The organism is Pseudonocardia sp. Ae505_Ps2 (assembly GCF_001932425.1).
Taxonomy (GTDB): domain Bacteria; phylum Actinomycetota; class Actinomycetes; order Mycobacteriales; family Pseudonocardiaceae; genus Pseudonocardia.
The window spans coordinates 628,107-644,627 of the sequence record NZ_MCIP01000001.1; the positions used below are offsets into that span (position 1 = coordinate 628,107).

At 73.1% G+C, this 16,521-nt stretch carries 15 protein-coding genes and 2 pseudogenes; 6 read left to right on the forward strand and 11 right to left on the reverse strand.

What is annotated here, in order from left to right; translation table 11 throughout:
• Both Ae505Ps2_RS02740 and guaA read right to left on the reverse strand, forming a co-directional pair.
• A pseudogene (locus Ae505Ps2_RS02740) lies at positions 1-197 on the reverse strand (IS701 family transposase); the annotation flags it as partial.
• Positions 198-422: 225 nt separating this feature from the next.
• Positions 423-1,973, reverse strand: a complete 1,551-nt coding sequence (guaA, locus tag Ae505Ps2_RS02745) for a glutamine-hydrolyzing GMP synthase (protein ID WP_075310204.1) — start codon at positions 1,971-1,973, stop codon at positions 423-425.
• Between the two features lie 179 nt (positions 1,974-2,152).
• Between guaA and Ae505Ps2_RS02750 the strand changes: the two genes are divergently transcribed.
• A complete protein-coding gene (locus tag Ae505Ps2_RS02750) occupies positions 2,153-3,001 on the forward strand; it encodes a hypothetical protein (RefSeq protein WP_075310203.1) in 849 nt (282 codons plus the stop codon).
• Between the two features lie 3 nt (positions 3,002-3,004).
• On the opposite strand, the gene Ae505Ps2_RS02755 is transcribed toward Ae505Ps2_RS02750, so the two are convergent.
• A complete protein-coding gene (locus tag Ae505Ps2_RS02755) occupies positions 3,005-3,439 on the reverse strand; it encodes a hypothetical protein (protein WP_020622337.1) in 435 nt (144 codons plus the stop codon).
• A 99-nt stretch (positions 3,440-3,538) separates the two neighbouring features.
• Here Ae505Ps2_RS02755 and Ae505Ps2_RS02760 point away from each other — a divergent pair, with 99 nt between their 5' ends.
• The 3 genes from Ae505Ps2_RS02760 to Ae505Ps2_RS02770 all read left to right on the forward strand — a co-directional run bounded on the left by Ae505Ps2_RS02760 (position 3,539) and on the right by Ae505Ps2_RS02770 (position 5,806).
• Positions 3,539-4,027 carry an FBP domain-containing protein gene (locus Ae505Ps2_RS02760; RefSeq protein ID WP_075333883.1) on the forward strand — a complete coding sequence of 163 codons (489 nt, stop codon included), beginning with the start codon at positions 3,539-3,541 and terminating at the stop codon, positions 4,025-4,027.
• Positions 4,028-4,165: 138 nt separating this feature from the next.
• The gene (locus Ae505Ps2_RS02765; protein WP_075310200.1) at positions 4,166-4,543 is read left to right on the forward strand and encodes an NUDIX hydrolase; all 378 of its coding nucleotides are present in this window, start codon (positions 4,166-4,168) and stop codon (positions 4,541-4,543) included.
• Between the two features lie 165 nt (positions 4,544-4,708).
• On the forward strand, positions 4,709-5,806 hold the full coding sequence (locus tag Ae505Ps2_RS02770; protein ID WP_212567604.1) for a Fic family protein: 1,098 nt from the start codon (positions 4,709-4,711) through the stop codon (positions 5,804-5,806).
• 91 nt (positions 5,807-5,897) lie between these two features.
• Here Ae505Ps2_RS02770 and Ae505Ps2_RS02775 read toward each other — a convergent pair whose 3' ends face one another.
• Complete coding sequence (locus tag Ae505Ps2_RS02775) at positions 5,898-7,022, reverse strand: GuaB3 family IMP dehydrogenase-related protein (protein WP_075310199.1); 1,125 nt, start codon at positions 7,020-7,022, stop codon at positions 5,898-5,900.
• 50 nt (positions 7,023-7,072) lie between these two features.
• On the reverse strand, positions 7,073-8,584 hold the full coding sequence (guaB, locus tag Ae505Ps2_RS02780) for an IMP dehydrogenase (protein ID WP_020622332.1): 1,512 nt from the start codon (positions 8,582-8,584) through the stop codon (positions 7,073-7,075).
• 149 nt (positions 8,585-8,733) lie between these two features.
• Here guaB and Ae505Ps2_RS02785 point away from each other — a divergent pair, with 149 nt between their 5' ends.
• The gene (locus Ae505Ps2_RS02785; RefSeq protein ID WP_083696187.1) at positions 8,734-9,141 is read left to right on the forward strand and encodes a DUF5319 domain-containing protein; all 408 of its coding nucleotides are present in this window, start codon (positions 8,734-8,736) and stop codon (positions 9,139-9,141) included.
• Between the two features lie 100 nt (positions 9,142-9,241).
• Here the strand turns inward: Ae505Ps2_RS02785 and Ae505Ps2_RS02790 are convergent, their stop codons facing one another.
• The 4 genes and pseudogenes from Ae505Ps2_RS02790 to Ae505Ps2_RS02805 all read right to left on the reverse strand — a co-directional run bounded on the left by Ae505Ps2_RS02790 (position 9,242) and on the right by Ae505Ps2_RS02805 (position 13,710).
• Positions 9,242-10,429, reverse strand: coding sequence for an anti-sigma-D factor RsdA (locus tag Ae505Ps2_RS02790; protein ID WP_075553387.1), 1,188 nt, complete (start codon positions 10,427-10,429; stop codon positions 9,242-9,244).
• A pseudogene (locus tag Ae505Ps2_RS02795) lies at positions 10,422-10,995 on the reverse strand (sigma-70 family RNA polymerase sigma factor). Before Ae505Ps2_RS02795 ends, Ae505Ps2_RS02790 begins: the two are co-directional and overlap by 8 nt.
• 866 nt (positions 10,996-11,861) lie before the next feature.
• Entirely contained in the window at positions 11,862-12,458 is a 597-nt protein-coding gene (locus tag Ae505Ps2_RS02800) for a response regulator transcription factor (protein ID WP_010225624.1), read from the reverse strand.
• Between the two features lie 202 nt (positions 12,459-12,660).
• A complete protein-coding gene (locus tag Ae505Ps2_RS02805) occupies positions 12,661-13,710 on the reverse strand; it encodes a hypothetical protein (protein ID WP_075333886.1) in 1,050 nt (349 codons plus the stop codon).
• 84 nt (positions 13,711-13,794) lie between these two features.
• On the opposite strand from Ae505Ps2_RS02805, the gene Ae505Ps2_RS02810 reads away from it, so the two are divergent.
• A complete protein-coding gene (locus Ae505Ps2_RS02810) occupies positions 13,795-14,136 on the forward strand; it encodes a WhiB family transcriptional regulator (protein ID WP_075310195.1) in 342 nt (113 codons plus the stop codon).
• Between the two features lie 130 nt (positions 14,137-14,266).
• On the opposite strand, the gene groL is transcribed toward Ae505Ps2_RS02810, so the two are convergent.
• Positions 14,267-15,889: a chaperonin GroEL gene (gene groL / locus Ae505Ps2_RS02815; RefSeq protein ID WP_020623961.1), complete on the reverse strand. Its 1,623-nt coding sequence runs from the start codon at positions 15,887-15,889 to the stop codon at positions 14,267-14,269.
• Positions 15,890-16,009: 120 nt separating this feature from the next.
• A complete protein-coding gene (gene groES, locus Ae505Ps2_RS02820; protein ID WP_198932340.1) occupies positions 16,010-16,306 on the reverse strand; it encodes a co-chaperone GroES in 297 nt (98 codons plus the stop codon).
• Positions 16,307-16,521 lie beyond the last annotated feature (215 nt).

Genomic DNA, 16,521 nt, shown 5'->3' on the forward strand with positions numbered 1-16,521 from the left:
AGCAGCCGCTGCATCCCGTCCGGCGACATCGCCCCGGCGTGTTCGGCGAGGGTCCAGCCGTTCTTCCGCTCGAGCCCCGCGAGCAGGCCTCGCAGGTAGGTTCCGACCCGCCGGCGCGGCTCGACCCTGCGGAAACGGCCAGAGATCAGCTCCACCACCGCGTCCAACGAGGCCACCCACCCGGCAAGATCAACCACGCGGTGATCATCACCGCCGAACGGCCGTCAGCCTCTCACCACACGCCGAACTGCCGTTGCAGTACTAAAGGGTCATCACGGGAGCCGGCGGGCTGGGGAGCGCCGCCGGACCCGCTGCCGCCCGCGTGGCAGCGGCGTCCGACGGGGGTCGGACACCGCACAGGCCCGGGCTGGCCGGGGCGGGGCCGAGACATCGGCCCCGCCCCTGTTACGTCGGGCCCCGGCTCACTCCCACTCGATGGTGCCCGGGGGCTTGCTCGTCACGTCGACGACCACCCGGTTGACCTCGGACACCTCGTTGGTGATCCGGGTCGAGATCCGCTCGACGACGTCGTAGGGCAGCCGGGTCCAGTCCGCGGTCATCGCGTCCTCGCTGGACACCGGACGTAGGACGATCGGGTGGCCGTACGTGCGGCCGTCGCCCTGCACGCCGACGCTGCGGACGTCGGCCAGCAGCACCACCGGGCACTGCCAGATCTCGCGGTCCAGCCCGGCGGCGGTCAGCTCCTCGCGGGCGATCGCGTCCGCGGCGCGCAGGGTCTCCAGCCGGTCGCGGGTGACCTCGCCGATGATGCGGATGCCCAGGCCGGGTCCGGGGAACGGCTGACGTCCGACGATGACCTCGGGCAGCCCCAGCTCGGCGCCGACCATCCGGACCTCGTCCTTGAACAGCGCGCGCAGCGGCTCGACGAGCTCGAACTCGATGTCGTCGGGCAGCCCGCCGACGTTGTGGTGGCTCTTGATGACCGCGGTGCCGTCACCGCCGCCGGACTCCACGACGTCCGGGTACAGCGTCCCCTGCACGAGGAACCCGACGTGGTGGTCGGCGACGACCTCCGCCGTGGCCGCCTCGAAGACCCGGATGAACTCCCGGCCGATGATCTTGCGCTTCTGCTCGGGCTCGGTGACCCCGGCGAGCGCGTCGAGGAACCGGTCGGCGGCGTCGGCGACGTGCAGCGTCGCGCCGGTGGCGGCGACGAAGTCCTTCTCGACCTGCTCACGCTCACCCGACCGCATCAGCCCGTGGTCGACGAACACGCAGGTCAGCCGGTCACCGATGGCGCGCTGGACGAGCGCGGCGGCGACCGCGGAGTCGACCCCGCCGGACAGCCCGCAGATCGCGCGACCGTCGCCGACCTGGGCGCGGATCGCCTCCACGGTGTCGTCGATGATCGACGCCGTCGTCCAGGACGGGCGGATGCCCGCGACGTCGTGCAGGAACCGGCGGAGCACCTCCTGGCCGTGCGGGGAGTGGCCGACCTCCGGGTGGTACTGCACGCCGGCGAGGCGCCGCTCGGTGTCCTCGAACGCGGCGACCGCGACCCGGTCGGTGGAGGCGGTGACGGTGAAGCCCGCCGGCGCCGCGGTCACCGAGTCCCCGTGGCTCATCCACACCGGGTGCGTGCGCGGCAGGCCGTCGTGCAGCGTGCCGGGGGTGCCGGTGAGCGCGACCTCGGTGCGGCCGTACTCGCGGGTGCCGTCGTGGGCGACCTCGCCGCCCAGCGCGCGGGCCATCGCCTGGAAGCCGTAGCACATGCCGAACACCGGGATGCCCGCCTCGAACAGCGCCGGGTCGACCGCGGGGGCGCCCTCGGCGTACACGCTCGCGGGTCCCCCGGAGAGGATCACCGCGGCGGGCTCGCGGGCCACGATCTCGGAGACGGGCAGGGAGGCGGGCACGATCTCGGAGTAGACGTCCGCCTCGCGCACGCGACGGGCGATGAGCTGCGCGTACTGGGCGCCGTAGTCCACGACGAGGACGGTCGGGGTCTGCACACGACCAGGGTAAACGGGCGACGCAGGTCACCCGCCGTCCGTACCGCCCCGGCACCGTCCCGGCACCGTCTCGTCGATCCTGATGATCCCCGCCCGGCCGCAGGCGTGCGGCGTAACGGCGAGGCCCGGTTGCTCCGATGGGGGGATGACGGCACCGTACGACCTGGAGGCACGCCCCGATGGCCACCACCCCGACCGGCCACACCACCGGCACCAGCACCGGCGATACCCCCGCCGACCCGGCCGTCGACGGCACCACCACGACCGTCGCGCCTCTCGTCCCCGCCCAGCGCTCCGCGCCGGAGCAGGAGACCCGCCCGGCCGCCGCGCCCACCGCGGCGCCCACCGCGGCCGCCACCCTGGCCCCCGTCGACGAGCCCGTGGCCGCGGAGCCGGTCCGGGAGACCGCGGCACCGGTCGTCCCCCGGGCCCGCGCTTTCCGGGCCCGGGTCCTGCCGGTGTTCCTCTGCGCCGCCGCCACCGGCACCGCCGCGATCGCCGCCGCAGGGCTGATCATGTCCCCGCCGGCGACCTCGCCGCTGCCCACCCCGCAGACCGTGACCGCGTCCGGCGCGACGGTGCCCCAGGGCCCGCCGCTGCCGCAGACCGTCGCCGCGTCGCTGGTCGGGTCCGCCGCCGGGACCGGCCTGTGGGCCGGGGACCCGGTCGTCGCGATGACGGCGTGGCGCGACAACGGCGGCCTCACCCACCTCACCGCGATCGGCGACGGCTTCACCCGGGTCGCCGACGCCGCGGGCCGTCAGGACGCGGTGGCGCTCGCCGTCGCCTGCGGACGGCTGCGGACCGCCGTCGACGCCGCGCGAGCCTACGACGCCGTGCCCGACGCCGCCGCCCAGACGTCCTGGGCCGCGCTGCTCGACCACGGCGCCGCCGCCGCCACCGCGGGGACCTCCGGGGCGCTCGCGCTGGACCCGTCCCAGCTGTCGGTGTTCACCACGCAGGCGAACCTGGTGCGCGACGACCTGACCGCGGTCACCGACCGGGTCCGCGCCGTCCTGGCGGGCTGACCCTCACTCCTCGTGCCGCCCGCGCGACCGCAGCGGCGGCGGCTGCACCGACCCGAGCAGCGCCCGCAGGTCCGCCGCGCTCGCCGCGCGTCGCCCGAGGTCGACCGCGACGGTCGGCGCGATGTCGCGCAGCCGGCCGAGCAGGGCCGGGGCGGCCAGGTCGTACCGGCCCCCGGCCGTCCCGGTGACGATCGCGTCCGGGCGCAGCGCCCGCACCGCCTCCGGATCCGGGCTGCGGTCCTCGCCGACCGGGTCGACGCCGTCGAGCGTCCCCGCGCAGCCGACCAGCTGCGCGCCCAGCTCCAGCAGCAGCTCCCCCACCCGGGGATCGGTCGCGACCACCCGCACGACCGGCCCGCGCAGCGGCACCGGGGTCCCGGTCGCGTCGACGAAGGCACGTCCGCCGCCCATGGCGGCTCCGGCGGTGGGGCGGCTCATCGGCGGGCTCCTCCTGGGGTGACGACGGCGTCACCCCCGAACCTACCGCGGCGAAACCCGTTCGACCGCCGTCACCGGAGGCGCCTAGCGTGGTCCGCCGTGACCAGCCCGACCGAGACCCGGATCCGCCGCGCCCTCACCAACTGTTCCAAGGGGGAGGCGACGCGGCTGGTCCTGCCCGCGTGGGTCCGCGACCTGGACCCGGACCGGCTCGACGACGTCCGCGGCTGGCGTGACCCGAAGGCCCCCGACCGCGGGGTACTGCTCGTCCCGACCGACGACGGCCCGGCCGGTGTCGTCCTGCGCGCAGCCTCCGGCGGCGCCCGGTCCGCCGCGATGTGCGCGCTGTGCCGGACCACCCACACCGTCGGCGGGGTCGCGCTGTTCGCCGCTCCCCGGCGCGGGGCGAAGGGACGCCAGGGCGACACCGTCGGCACCTACATCTGCGCCGACCTCGCCTGCGCCGAGCACGTCCGTGTGGAGACGGCCACGGCCGCGCTCAAGCCCACCCCCGGCACGACCGTCGACGAGCGACGGGCCGGGCTGCGGGAGCGGGCCGTGGAGTTCGTCGCCGCCGTCACCGGGTGACCCAGCACTCCCCTGCTCGCATCGCTTGTCGTCATCGGCTCCCTCGTCGCTGCCTGCGACAACGACGACGAGGAGAGGACACGACCGCTGACCGGCGGCTACTGCGCCCGCGCGTGGTGGTGCTGATCTACTCGACCGGTGGATCAGCAGCTGATTGCAGTCGCGGTGGTTCGTGGCCCGCACGGCGTCCTGGTCGGCCGCCGGGCTGATGGCATCCCGCTGTGGGTGTTCGCAGGCGGAAAGGTCGAGCAGGGCGAGACCCCTGCCGCGGCCGCCGTGCGGGAGACGGCCGAAGAGACGGGCCTCGTGGTCGACGTCGTCACTGAGATCGGGCGCCGTCGCCACCCGCGGACCGGACGGCTGATGGTCTACGTTGCGTGTCGCCCCGTCGGCGAGGTCGAGCCGGTCGCGGCGCCGGAAGAGCTGGCCGAGGTTCGGTGGGTGTCCCCGGTCGAGCTGAGCGAGCTGATGCCGGATCTGTTCGGCCCGGTCCGCGAGTACCTCGGGGAGGAGTGAGCGGCCGGTCGCCCCGACGACACGAAGAACGGCTCGGAGGCCGAGAGCCGTGGGACGCGACCAGGATCAGTCGGGCAAGGCGTGGCGTGGACGTGTCACGAGACCTGACACGTCCGGCCAACGTGTTAGGTTCATCCGAATTTTTTAACGTGTGGAACGGATGAGGTGAAGGAGTCGACGCGTGCCCTGGAGCCCCGACGTTCCTTCAACGATCTGCCCCCGCTGCCGCCGGCCGGACTGGACCTCGAGCCGAAGCCCGTGCTCAAAGCGACCATCGAAGCCCGAACAGCGCTGGCGACACTCGCCCAGGCCGGCCAGTTCCTGCCGAACCCGAACATCCTGCTCCATGCTGTCCCGCTACTCGAGGCGCAGGCCAGCTCCGAGATCGAGAACATCGTGACCACGGCCGATGAGCTGTTCAAGCACGTCGACTCCGGCGGGGGAGATCATGCCACCACGGAGGCACTGCGCTACCGCAGCGCGCTGTTCGCAGGGGTCGAGTCGATCAGGGACCGGCCGCTCACGTCTGTGACAGCAGCTCGAATCTGCTCCGAGTTGCAGGGCCGGGAGATAGACGTTCGTGCGGTGCCCGGCACGCGCATCGCCAACCCGGCCACACGGCGAGTCGTGTACGCACCGCCCGAGGGTGCGGACCTCATTCGCGACAAGCTCTCGGCTTGGGAACGCTTCGTCCACGCTGACGACGATCTCGATCCACTGGTGCGCATGGCGGTGGGCCACTATCAGTTCGAGGCCATCCACCCCTTCCACGACGGCAACGGTCGTACCGGCCGCGTCATCAACATCCTGATGCTCATCGAGGCTGGTCTGTTGAACGACCCGATCCTCTACCTCTCACGCGCCATCATCGCCCGCAAGAACGACTACTACCGACTCCTGCGAGCCGTGACAGAGGACGGCGCCTGGATCGAGTGGGTCCTCTACATGCTCGACGTCGTCCGCGAGTCCGCTGTGTCGACGACGCGAAAGATCGGAGCCATCCGCACGTGCCAGGAGGACATCGCCGAGCGAGCTCGCGCTGCCACCTCGGGTGGACGGGACGCGCAGTTCCTGGCCGTGCTGTTCGAACAGCCCTACTGCCGCATCAGCACTGTCGCACGCCGGTGTGACGTATCGCGCCAGACCGCTTCCACCTGGCTGCACGCCCTGGTCGAGGCAGGCCTTCTCCACGACGTCAAGGCCGGTCGAGAGACCCTCTTCGTCAACCACGAGTTCCTGAGTGTGTTGACTCGCCCTGAGTGACAGAGCACGAAGAGTGCGAGCGCTGACCGGCGACGACGACCACCAGCTCGTGGTCCCGCCGGACGGCGGAACTACGGCTCGGGGGGCCGGCTCAGGTCCGCAGGTTCAACCCGACCCGCTGGAACTCCTTGAGGTCGGAGTAGCCGGTCTTCGCCATCGCCCGGCGCAGCGCGCCGAACAGGTTCGTGGTGCCGTACGGGCTGTCGGTCGGCCCGAACAGCACCTGCTCCAGGGACCGGCCGGACCGGGCGAGCCCGGTCACCTCCGACCGCGGCAGCGACGGGTGCGCCGCCGAGGAGGTCCAGTAGAGCCCGCCGGCCGGGGACTCCGCGGCCTCGGCGAGCTGCTCGCCGAGCATGACCGCGTCGGCGCCGCAGGCCACGGCACGCGCGATGTCACCCGAGGTGCCGATGCCGCCGTCGGCGATCACGTGCACGTACCGGCCGCCGGTCTCGTCGAGGTAGTCACGACGGGCAGCCGCGGCGTCGACGATCGCGGTCGCCATCGGGACGCCGACCCCCAGCACCTCGTCAGTGGTGGTCGAGGTGGCCTGCCCGTACCCGACGATCACGCCGGCGGCGCCGGTGCGCATCAGGTGCAGCGCGGTGCGGTAGTCCCCGACACCACCGGCGACGACCGGGACGTCCAGGTCGGCGATGAAGTCCTTCAGGTTCAGCGGCTCGCCGTCCGAGACGTGCTCGGCGGAGACGATCGTGCCCTGCACGACGAGGATCTCGACGCCCGCGGCGAGCAGCGCCGGGGTGAGCTCGCGGGCGCGCTGCGGGCTGACCCGCGCCGCCACGGTGTGCGAGCTGTCGCGCAGCGGGCGCAGTGCCTCGGTGATGAGGTCCTGCTGGATCGGGGCCTGGTGCAGCTCCTGCAGCAGGGCGACCGCGGAGTCCGGCTCGTCGCCGGTGGCCGCCGCGACGATGCGCTCCAGGGCGCCCTTCGGGTCGGCGTGCCGGGCCCACAGACCCTCCGCGTTCAGCACCCCCAGACCGCCGAGCTCACTGATCCGCACCGCCGAGTCCGGCGACACCACCGCGTCGGTGGGGTGGGTCAGCAGCGGGATGTCGAAGCGGTAGGCGTCGAGCTGCCAGGCCGTCGAGACGGCCTTCGAGCTGCGGGTCCGCCGCGACGGGACGATCTCGATCTGGTCGAGGTCGTAGGCACGACGGGCCTCCCGGCCCATCCCGATCTCCACGAGGTCACGCACGGGCACCACCCTAAGCGGCGCTGCTCAGAGCGGTGCTGGGGCCCCCGTGACTACCGCGCGGCGTAGTTGGGGGCCTCGACGGTCATCGTGATGTCGTGCGGGTGGCTCTCCTTGAGACCGGCCGCGGTGATCCGCACCAGGCGCGCCTGCTGCAGGTCCGGGATGGTCTGCGCGCCGACGTAGCCCATGCCCGAGCGCAGCCCGCCGCCGAGCTGGTGCACGACCGAGGACAGCGGCCCGCGGAACGGGATCCGGCCCTCGATGCCCTCGGGGACGAGCTTGTCCTCGCTGAGCACGTCGTCCTGGGCGTAGCGGTCCTTCGAGTACGACCGGCCCGCCGCGCCGGCGCGGCCCTGCATGGCGCCCAGCGAGCCCATGCCGCGGTAGGTCTTGAACTGCTTGCCGCCGACGAGCACGACCTCGCCGGGCGACTCCGCGGTGCCGGCCAGAAGCGAGCCCAGCATGACCGTCGACGCGCCGGCCGCGATCGCCTTGGCGACGTCGCCGGAGTACTGGATGCCGCCGTCGCCGATCACCGGGACGCCGGCCGGGGCGCACGCCCGGGTGGCCTCGTAGATCGCGGTGATCTGCGGGGCCCCGACCCCGGCGACGACCCGGGTGGTGCAGATCGAGCCCGGCCCGACGCCGACCTTCACCGCGTCCGCGCCCGCCTCGACGAGCGCCTTGGCGCCGTCGAAGGTGGCGACGTTGCCGCCGACGACGTCGACGTGGTCGCCGACCTCGGCGCGCAGCTTCGCGACGGTCTCCAGCACCCGACGGGAGTGACCGTGCGCGGTGTCGACCATCAGGACGTCCACACCGGCCTCGACGAGCTGCATCGAGCGGGCGTAGGCGTCGTCGCCGACCCCGACCGCGGCGGCGACGACGAGCCGCCCGTCCGGGTCCTTGGTCGCCAGCGGGTACTGCTCGGTCTTGTTGAAGTCCTTGATCGTGATGAGGCCGCGCAGCATGTCGTCGCCGTCGACGATCGGCAGCTTCTCCAGCTTGTGCCGGCGCAGCAGGCCCAGCGCCGCCTCCGCGGTGACGCCGACCTTGGCCGTCACCAGGGGCGCGCGGGTCATGACCTCCGACACGGGCCGGTCGGTGTCGACCTCGTAGCGCATGTCGCGGTTGGTGATGATGCCGACCAGGCGGCCGGTCTCGTCGGTCACCGGCACGCCGGAGATCCGGAACTTGGCGCACAACGCGTCGACGTCGGCCAGGGTCGCGTCCGGGCTGCAGGTCACCGGATCGGTGACCATGCCGGCCTCGGACCGCTTCACCACCTCGACCTGCGCCGCCTGCGCGTCCGGGGAGAGGTTGCGGTGCAACACCCCGAGACCACCGGCGCGGGCCATCGCGATCGCCATCCGGGACTCGGTGACCGTGTCCATCGGGGACGACACCAGCGGCACCTGGACCCGCACCCGGCGGGTCACCTGGCTGGAGGTGTCGGCCGAGCTGGGGATCACGTCCGACTCGGCGGGCAGCAGCAGCACGTCGTCGAAGGTCAGCCCGAGCATCGCGAACTTGTCCGGCAGGCCGCCCATCTCGCTCGTCATCTCTCCGGGGCTCCTCTAGCGGTCGAAGCAGTGTTGTCGAGGCGTTGCGGTCGACGCTGACGGCGGGCTCCCGCCGCAGGCCGCCATCGTACGTCCACCACCCCGGGGTGGGCCGGGCCCCGACCCCCCGCACCGGTACCGTGTACACCGTGTCACCAGAGGCGCTGCCACCGGACCCGTTCGCCGGAGACCCGGATGATCCTGCGCTGTCGATGCAGGCCTACGACGACCGTGGTGACGGCGCGTGGCCGGGTTCCGGTGACCCGGAGGTAACCCCGTTGAACGAGACCGACCGCGGCGAGATCCTCGCCGACCTGGCGGACCTGGCCGTCTACCAGGCACTGCTGGCGGGCCGCGGCGTCCGCGGGATCGTCGTCGACTGCGCCGACTGCGGCGAGCAGCACTTCCACGAGTGGAACCTGCTGCGCGCGAGCCTGCAGCAGCTCCTCGACGAGGGCCGGATGCGGCCGCACGAGCCGGCCTACGACCCGGACCCGGCGCACTACGTCACGTGGGAGTACTGCCGCGGGTACGCCGACGCGACCCTCGCCGACTGAGCCCGGCGCGACCCCACCAGACACGAAGGGCCCCGGAGGAGATCCTCCGGGGCCCTTCGCCGTGCTCGGTGCCGTACCGCGTCATCGCGTCGGTTCGGCGTCAGTTCGGCCTGCTGCTCACCGCGCCGGTCGTCGTCGACGACGGCGGGGTGGTGTCGTCCGCCGGGTCGCTCTGCCCCTCCCCGGCTGCGGTGGGCCGGGTCGTGGGCGAGGTCGTCGGGGTCGTCTGGTCCGCCTGGCCCTCCGTCGTCGGCGAGGTCTCCGACGGCGACGGCGCCGGGGTGGGTGCCGTCTCCCCCGGCCCGCTCAGCACCGACGGGTCGGTGGTGCCCTCCGGCGAGGTCGGACCACCCGGGGTGGTCGTCCCCTCCGACGGCGGCGGGGACGGCGTCGGGGTGTCCTCGTCGCCCTCGGTGACCGGAGGCGGCGGGGCAGGGGTCCCGTCGCGCAGCGGCGACCGCGGGTCGGTGGGTGTGCCCGGCGGGGTCTCGGCGACCTTCTGGCTCAGGAAGCGGTTCTGCTGCTCGAAGTCGTCGCGCACGTCCGGTGCGGTGCGGTCGACCAGCGGGCCGAGCGCGGCGAGCTCCTGCTGCGCACCGACGGTGTCCCCGGCGGCGAGCTTGGCGTTGACCCGCTCGATGCCCTCGCGCAGCGTGGCCGCCGCCTGCACCTGCTCGGCGCGCTCGCTGTAGAGCACCCGGGAGACCCCCCACAGGGCGTCGCCCGGCTGGGCCTCGTGCGCGCTGATCGACACGACGGCCAGCGCACACGCCGCGACCGCCGCAGCGGCGACGAGCGGGCGCAGGAAGGAGACCTTCCGCGACGGCTTCGCCGGCTGCAGGATCTGGACGGCCTCGTCGGTGTCGACGAGCTGCGGGATCGGGTCCCGGTCCACCCCGTCCTTCCACGACGAGAGCATCGCGGCCAGGTGGTCGTCGACGTCGTAGCCGCGCCGGCCTGGCCCGGACACGCCGAGCCCGGAGGACAGGGCGTTGATCAGCTCGTCGTCGGCCTGGAGCTCGACGAGGTCGACCGGGCCCTCGTCCTCGATGTCGTCGAAGGCGTCCCAGTCGTCGCCGCGGGCGGCGTGCCGCCGCACGACCGGCTGCGGGACGGTGTGCGCGTCGAACGGCAGCGGGTGGCCCCGGTGACCGAGCGGGTGGGAGTGGCCGTTGGTGCGGGGCGGGCGGGGCTCGCCGAAGCGGCCACGCGTCACCGGCGCGGGCGGACGCTCCCAGCCCTCACCGGGTGGGGGGAAGCCCGGACCGTGCGGACCCTGGTCACGCATCCCGGACCACCTGCTCACTCATCATCTTCCTCAGCCGGGCCAGCGCCCGGTGCTGGGCGACGCGGACGGCGCCCGGAGTGGAGCCGACAGCCGCCGCGGTCTCCTCCGCGGACAGTCCCACGACCACGCGCAACACGATGATCTCCCGATGCTTCTCCGGAAGGATCTCCAGGAGCTTGGACATCTCCTGCGACAGTTCCACCTGCAGGGCCCGGGACTCGGGGCCGTCGGAGGACTCCATGCGGTCCGGCACGTCGGCCATCGGTTCGGAGCGGTTCCGGGACGCAGCCCGGTGCGCGTCGATGACCTTGTGGGACGCGATGCCGTAGACGAAGGCGAGGAACGGGCGCTTGCACCCGGTACCCCGGCAACGCCGTGAGCACGGCCACGCAGACCTCCTGGGCGACGTCGTCCGCCGAGACGGACCCTCGGTCGGTCCCGAGTCGGGCGCGGCAGTAGCGCACGACGAGGGGCCGAATCATGGCGAGAACGCGCTCGACCGCGGACCGGTCGCCGGCCATGGCGGCTTCGATCCACTCGTCGGGAACGTCTCTTGATTCACTCATCGTGGGGAACCGCCCAGGCGTTACGAGCATCCAGCAGTGTCATCCGATCGTGGAAGCAACCCGCGTTCGCGCAGGTGAGATCGGCTCGGATCCACCGTATCCGAGCGGGACTCGCCGACGGGAGTCGCTCCATGCCAGATCAGACGATCGTGCACAGTTCCGGGTTGCGCGGGGCCCGTCCGCAACACGTCCACGGGGCGACCACGGTCGGCAAGCGGTTCGTCACCCACCGCAGAATGCGGTCACCGGACGCAGTGAAGATCGTCCGCGTCCGATCACCGGCGGTGGACCGCCCGGCGCGGGTCGCGTCCGGTTCGGCGCGGGATCCGGACGGTCGTCGTCGAGGTCGCGGGACTGCGGTGACGCGTGTGATCCCAGGGACGTGGGGGACACCGGGTGACAGTTCCCGGCGTCCCGTCGACCGCTCGCCGAGCGAGGGCCGATCGGAGGCCGCCGTTACGACGTCCGGCGCATCCGTCGTCGCCCTCGGCCCGGGGCCGCCCGCGTGCCCGGCGGGGACCGTCACACGCCGGCGGGGGTCGGTCACCTGCCGGGCGGGCGTCCCGGTCGTGGGATTCGGCGGGGTCCGGTCGCGGGGAGCACGACCGGCGTCCCGTCGGCGGGGCGGCGGACCGGCCGGAGCCGGTCGGTGCGGACGACCCGGGCGCGATGTCCCGGGTGCGGGCCGCGAGGTCGGCAGCGGCCCGTGTGCGTGGGGTCCGGACACGGGGGTCCGGGGCGTGGAGCCGGACCGCGGGGGTCGGTCCGGCTCACGATGCCCACCCGCGCGCGGGTGGGGTGGAGCGGCCGGTTCGGGGTCGGTCGCTCGGCGGTGCGGGGTCGTGCCGTTCCGGGTGGGGACCCGGTCAGGACACCAGGCCGCGTCGGAAGCCGTGGGCCACGGCCTGCGCGCGGTCACGGACGCCGAGCTTGCGGAACAGCCGGCGTGCGTGGGTCTTCACGGTGTCCTCGGACAGGTAGAGCTCGCGGCCGATCTGGCCGTTGCTCTTGCCCTGGCTCATCCCGCGCAGTACCTGGAGCTCGCGCTCGGTGAGCTGGACCCCCGGGTCGGTGGGGACGCGCGGGGTCGGCACCGAGGTGCTGGCCAGGGTGTGTGCCAGCGCGGCGACCAGCTCGGGACGCGAGGCGTCCCAGCGCAGGTAACCGCGCGCCCCACCGGCGATGGCGGCGGCGATGCTGCCGGCGTCGTCCGGGGCTCCGAAGACGATGACGTTGGCCTGCGGGTGAGCGGCCACCAGTCGGCGGGTGGCCTCCACCCCGGTGGGCACAGCACGCTGCGTCCCGACCAGGACGACGTCGACGGACTGGCGGGCGTAGCGGGCGAGGAGTTCGTCCCCGTGGGCGACGCAGTCGATGCGTTGGACCCCCGGGACCGCGGACATGACGCGAGTCAGTCCCTCGCGGACGCTGCGACGATCGTCGCAGATGAGTACCGTCGTCACGACGATTCCTTCCTGCAGCTTCCTGCAGCCGGGTGATTCTTCACCCTCCGAATCGGCGGGTGACACTCTCACCTTGACACGGTCGGGGCGATTTTGTGCCCTCCGTTCGGCGCGCTGATCCACGTGCCTCAGCGTCATGTGGGTGAAGCGTCGCCGAATGGAGTAGTCCATACGGTACATCGTCCGGACCGGACTTCGGGCACTACTCCCGCAGCAGGTCCCGCCCGCTACGGTCACTTCGCGTATAGAGGACGCTCACCGTGTGCAACACCGCATGTCGGCGACCCTCCGCATCCGCTCGGCGACTGCGCGTATCGACTGGTGACGCTCCGGCGTGTCGCGCTGCGGCGACCGGTCCGGAACCGGCGTCCGGCGTCGCCCGATCGGCCCCCGCCCGCCCGCGGTGCGGCCCGACGGGTACGGCATCCGGGCCACCCCCGGCCGGCTCCGATGCCCCGTCCGGCCCTGGCCCCGCGAGGTCGGCCCGGGCGAGCAGCGCGGGGCGGTGCAGCGGGAGCAGCCCGTGTGCGAGCGCGTCCGCGGCCACCGCGTCCAGCGCCGCGACGGCGCCCGCCCGGTCCCGCCCCGCCACCCCGGCGGCGACCGCCCGGACCAGACGGCTCTTGAGCACGTGCCGTGTGGACCCGAGCGCCAGCGCCCCGGCCAGTGCCTCGTCGGCGGCGGCGAGCGCCGCGGCCGGGTCCCCCGCGACCAGCGCGGTCTCCGCCCGCACCCATCCGTACCGGACCCGGGTGCGGTGACCCTGCGGGCCGCACCACGGCCGCGCCCAGCGCAGCAGCGCGGCGGCGGTCGCGACGTCGAGGCGACCGAGCGCGTCGGCGGCGAGACCGGTCAGCGCGTCGGCGACGGCCGCGGCGCGGTCGAGGCCCCACGGCCCGGGGTCACGCGGGGTCCCCGCGTCCGGCAGCACGAGTCGCAGCGCGGCGCCGTCGAGCGCGGCCGCGGCGCGGTGCCCGCCGAGCTGCCGCAGGTGGGAGGCCCGGGTGACGGTCGCGTGTGCCCGCGGCACCACCCCGGCCGCCGGGTCACGGCGCACCCCGTCGAGCAGCGCGGCCGCGGCCGCGTAGTGCCCGGAGCCGCCCCGGGCGACCGCGGCCGCCCACCGCAGCTCCGGTGCCCCGTCCGGGCGCGCCGCCCCGGCCACCTCCCGGTCCGTCGCCGCCCCGGTGATCAGGGCCCGGATCCCGGCCGACGGCTCTCGGTCTGCACCACCCTGTCGGACGTGCACCATCGTTCACCTCGAATCAGGTTTGCGGCCGCCGTGGCCAGGGAATCTGAGCGTCGTCAGGTTCGATAGCGAAGGCAGGTGACGAACATGGCGGACATCCGGAGGCTTCCCGGCCCGGTCGCCGACATCTACGACTGGCAGATGGAGGGAGCCTGCCGGGGGATGGACAGCGCGTTCTTCTTCCATCCCGAGGGTGAGCGCGGTCCCGCCAGGGCCCGTCGCGAGACCCGAGCGAAGCAGGTCTGCTCCGAGTGCCCCGTGGTGCAGCAGTGCCGCGAGCACGCACTCAAGGTGCACGAGCCCTACGGCATCTGGGGCGGCCTGTCGGAGTCCGAGCGGGACGCGATCATCCGCGGTCCGCGCCGCACGCTCAAGGTCGCCGCCGAGGCGGCCGTCCAGCCGGTGGAGATTCCCGTCCACACCGCCTGAGAGCCCCGACCGACGGGGGCTCCCATCTCCCGACGGACGGCACATCCACTTCCTGCCCCGCAACGCACAACGGCGGGCGACCCTCGGGTCGCCCGCCGTCGTCGTGCTCGGGGTGGAGCTGAGCCAGGGCTCAGTGCCCGTGACCGTGCCCGTGGCCACCGGCCGGGGCCGGGTCGGCCTCCTCCGGCTTGTCCACCACGGCGCTCTCGGTGGTCAGCACCATGCGCGCGATGGACGCGGCGTTCTCCACGGCCGACCGGGTCACCTTGACCGGGTCGATGACGCCGTCGGCGAGCAGGTCCCCGAAGGTGCGGGACGCCGAGTTGTACCCGGTCCCCCAGCCGCCCTCGGCCACCTTCGACACCACGATCGCGCCCTCGTCGCCACCGTTCTCGGCGATCCAGAACAGCGGGGCCGACAGGGCCTTGCGGACGATCGCGACACCGGTCGCGGCGTCCCCGGTCAGGCCCAGGCCGCCGTCGAGCTCGGCCGCGGCGTGCACCAGCGCCGAACCGCCGCCGGGCACGATGCCCTCCTCGACCGCCGCACGGGTCGCCGCGACGGCGTCCTCGATGCGGTGCTTGCGCTCCTTGAGCGCGGTCTCGGTGGCGGCACCGGCCTTGATGACCGCGACGCCGCCGGAGAGCTTGGCCAGGCGCTCCTGGAGCTTCTCCTTGTCCCAGTCGGAGTCGGACTCCTCGATCTCGCGCTTGAGCTGCGCGACACGGCCCTCGACGTCGGCCTTGGCGCCGGCGCCCTCGACGATCGTGGTGGCGTCCTTGGTGACGACGACGCGGCGGGCGCGGCCCAGCAGCTCGAGCCCGGCCTCGTTCAGCTTCAGGCCGACCTCGGGGTTGATGACCTGACCGCCGGTGGCGACCGCGAGGTCGTCCATGAACGCCTTGCGGCGGTCACCGAAGAACGGCGACTTGACCGCGGCGACCTTGACGGTCTTGCGGATCGAGTTGACGACCAGCGTGGACAGGGCCTCGCCCTCGACGTCCTCGGCGATGATCAGCAGCGGCTTGCCCTCGCCGAGCACCTTCTCCAACAGCGGGAGCAGGTCCTGGATGGAGCTGATCTTGTCGCGGTGCAGCAGGATGTACGGGTCGTCGAGCGCCGCCTCCATGGACTCGGAGTCGGTGACGAAGTACGGCGACAGGTAGCCCTTGTCGAACTGCAGGCCCTCGGTGATCTCCAGCTCGGTGGAGAGCGTGGAGCCCTCCTCGACGGTGATCACGCCGTCCTTGCCGACGGTGTTGATCGCCTGGGCGATCAGGTCGCCGATCTCCTGCTCGCGCGAGGCGATGGCGCCGACCTGCGCGATGTGGCTCTTGGCGTCGACCGGGGTGGCCTTGGACAGCAGCACCTCGGAGACCTTCGCCGACGCGGCGGCGATGCCCTGGCCGAGGGCGAACGGCGCGGCACCGGCGGCCACGTTGCGCAGGCCCTCCTTCACCAGGGCCTGGGCCAGCACGGTGGCGGTGGTGGTGCCGTCACCGGCGACGTCGTTGGTCTTGGTCGCGACGGTCTTCGCCAGCTGGGCGCCGAGGTTCTCGAACGGGTCCTCGAGGTCGACCTCACGGGCGATGGTCACGCCGTCGTTGGTGACGGTCGGACCGCCGAACTTCTTGTCGATGACGACGTGGCGGCCACGCGGGCCGAGCGTCACCTTGACGGCATCGGCGAGCTGGTTCACGCCACGCTCGAGCGCGCGACGGGTGTCCTCGTCGAAGCTGATCTGCTTCGCCATGTCTTGTTCTCGCTACCTCTCGGAGTTTCGCTCTGGTTCTCGGGGGAGAAACGCGACCGCCCCGGTGCGGACCACCGTGGGGTGGACCACCCGGGGCGGTACGTCAGGCGATGGCTCGCGTCAGTTGACGACGGCCAGCACGTCGCGCGCGGAGAGGATCAGGTACTCCTCGCCGTTGTACTTGACCTCGGTGCCGCCGTACTTCGAGTAGATGACGACGTCGCCGACGGCCACGTCGAGCGGGACGCGGTTGCCGTTGTCGTCCACCCGGCCCGGGCCGACGGCCAGGACCTTGCCCTCCTGGGGCTTCTCCTTGGCGGTGTCCGGGATGACGATGCCGGAGGCGGTGGTGGTCTCCGCCTCGCTGGCCTGGACGACGAGCTTGTCCTCGAGCGGCTTGATGTTCGCCACGACGATGACCTCCCCTTCCTGGGGTGAATCCGGTGTCACGGGTTCTCTAGCGGTGTCAGCAGCGCGCACGTGACGACTCCCGCCCCGCCGTCGCGGGTGTCGGAGCGGAGGTCGTCCGCCGCGCGCATTGGCACTCTATCCATGAGAGTGCCAGAAGCCGAGCGGGGGCTCAACCGCACCGTTCGGGACTGTCCGGAGTTCCCGGTCGTCGCCCGTTGTTC

Bases quoted from the DNA above. Each gene is read 5' to 3' on its own strand.
- Ae505Ps2_RS02750 (WP_075310203.1), top strand. From the start codon at position 2,153: ATGGCCACCACCCCGACCGGCCACACCACCGGCACCAGCACCGGCGAT.
- Ae505Ps2_RS02755 (WP_020622337.1), bottom strand. From the start codon at position 3,439: ATGAGCCGCCCCACCGCCGGAGCCGCCATGGGCGGCGGACGTGCCTTC.
- guaB (WP_020622332.1), bottom strand. From the start codon at position 8,584: ATGACGAGCGAGATGGGCGGCCTGCCGGACAAGTTCGCGATGCTCGGG.
- Ae505Ps2_RS02790 (WP_075553387.1), bottom strand. From the start codon at position 10,429: ATGCGTGACCAGGGTCCGCACGGTCCGGGCTTCCCCCCACCCGGTGAG.
- Ae505Ps2_RS02805 (WP_075333886.1), bottom strand. From the start codon at position 13,710: ATGGTGCACGTCCGACAGGGTGGTGCAGACCGAGAGCCGTCGGCCGGG.
- Ae505Ps2_RS02810 (WP_075310195.1), top strand. From the start codon at position 13,795: ATGGCGGACATCCGGAGGCTTCCCGGCCCGGTCGCCGACATCTACGAC.
- groL (WP_020623961.1), bottom strand. From the start codon at position 15,889: ATGGCGAAGCAGATCAGCTTCGACGAGGACACCCGTCGCGCGCTCGAG.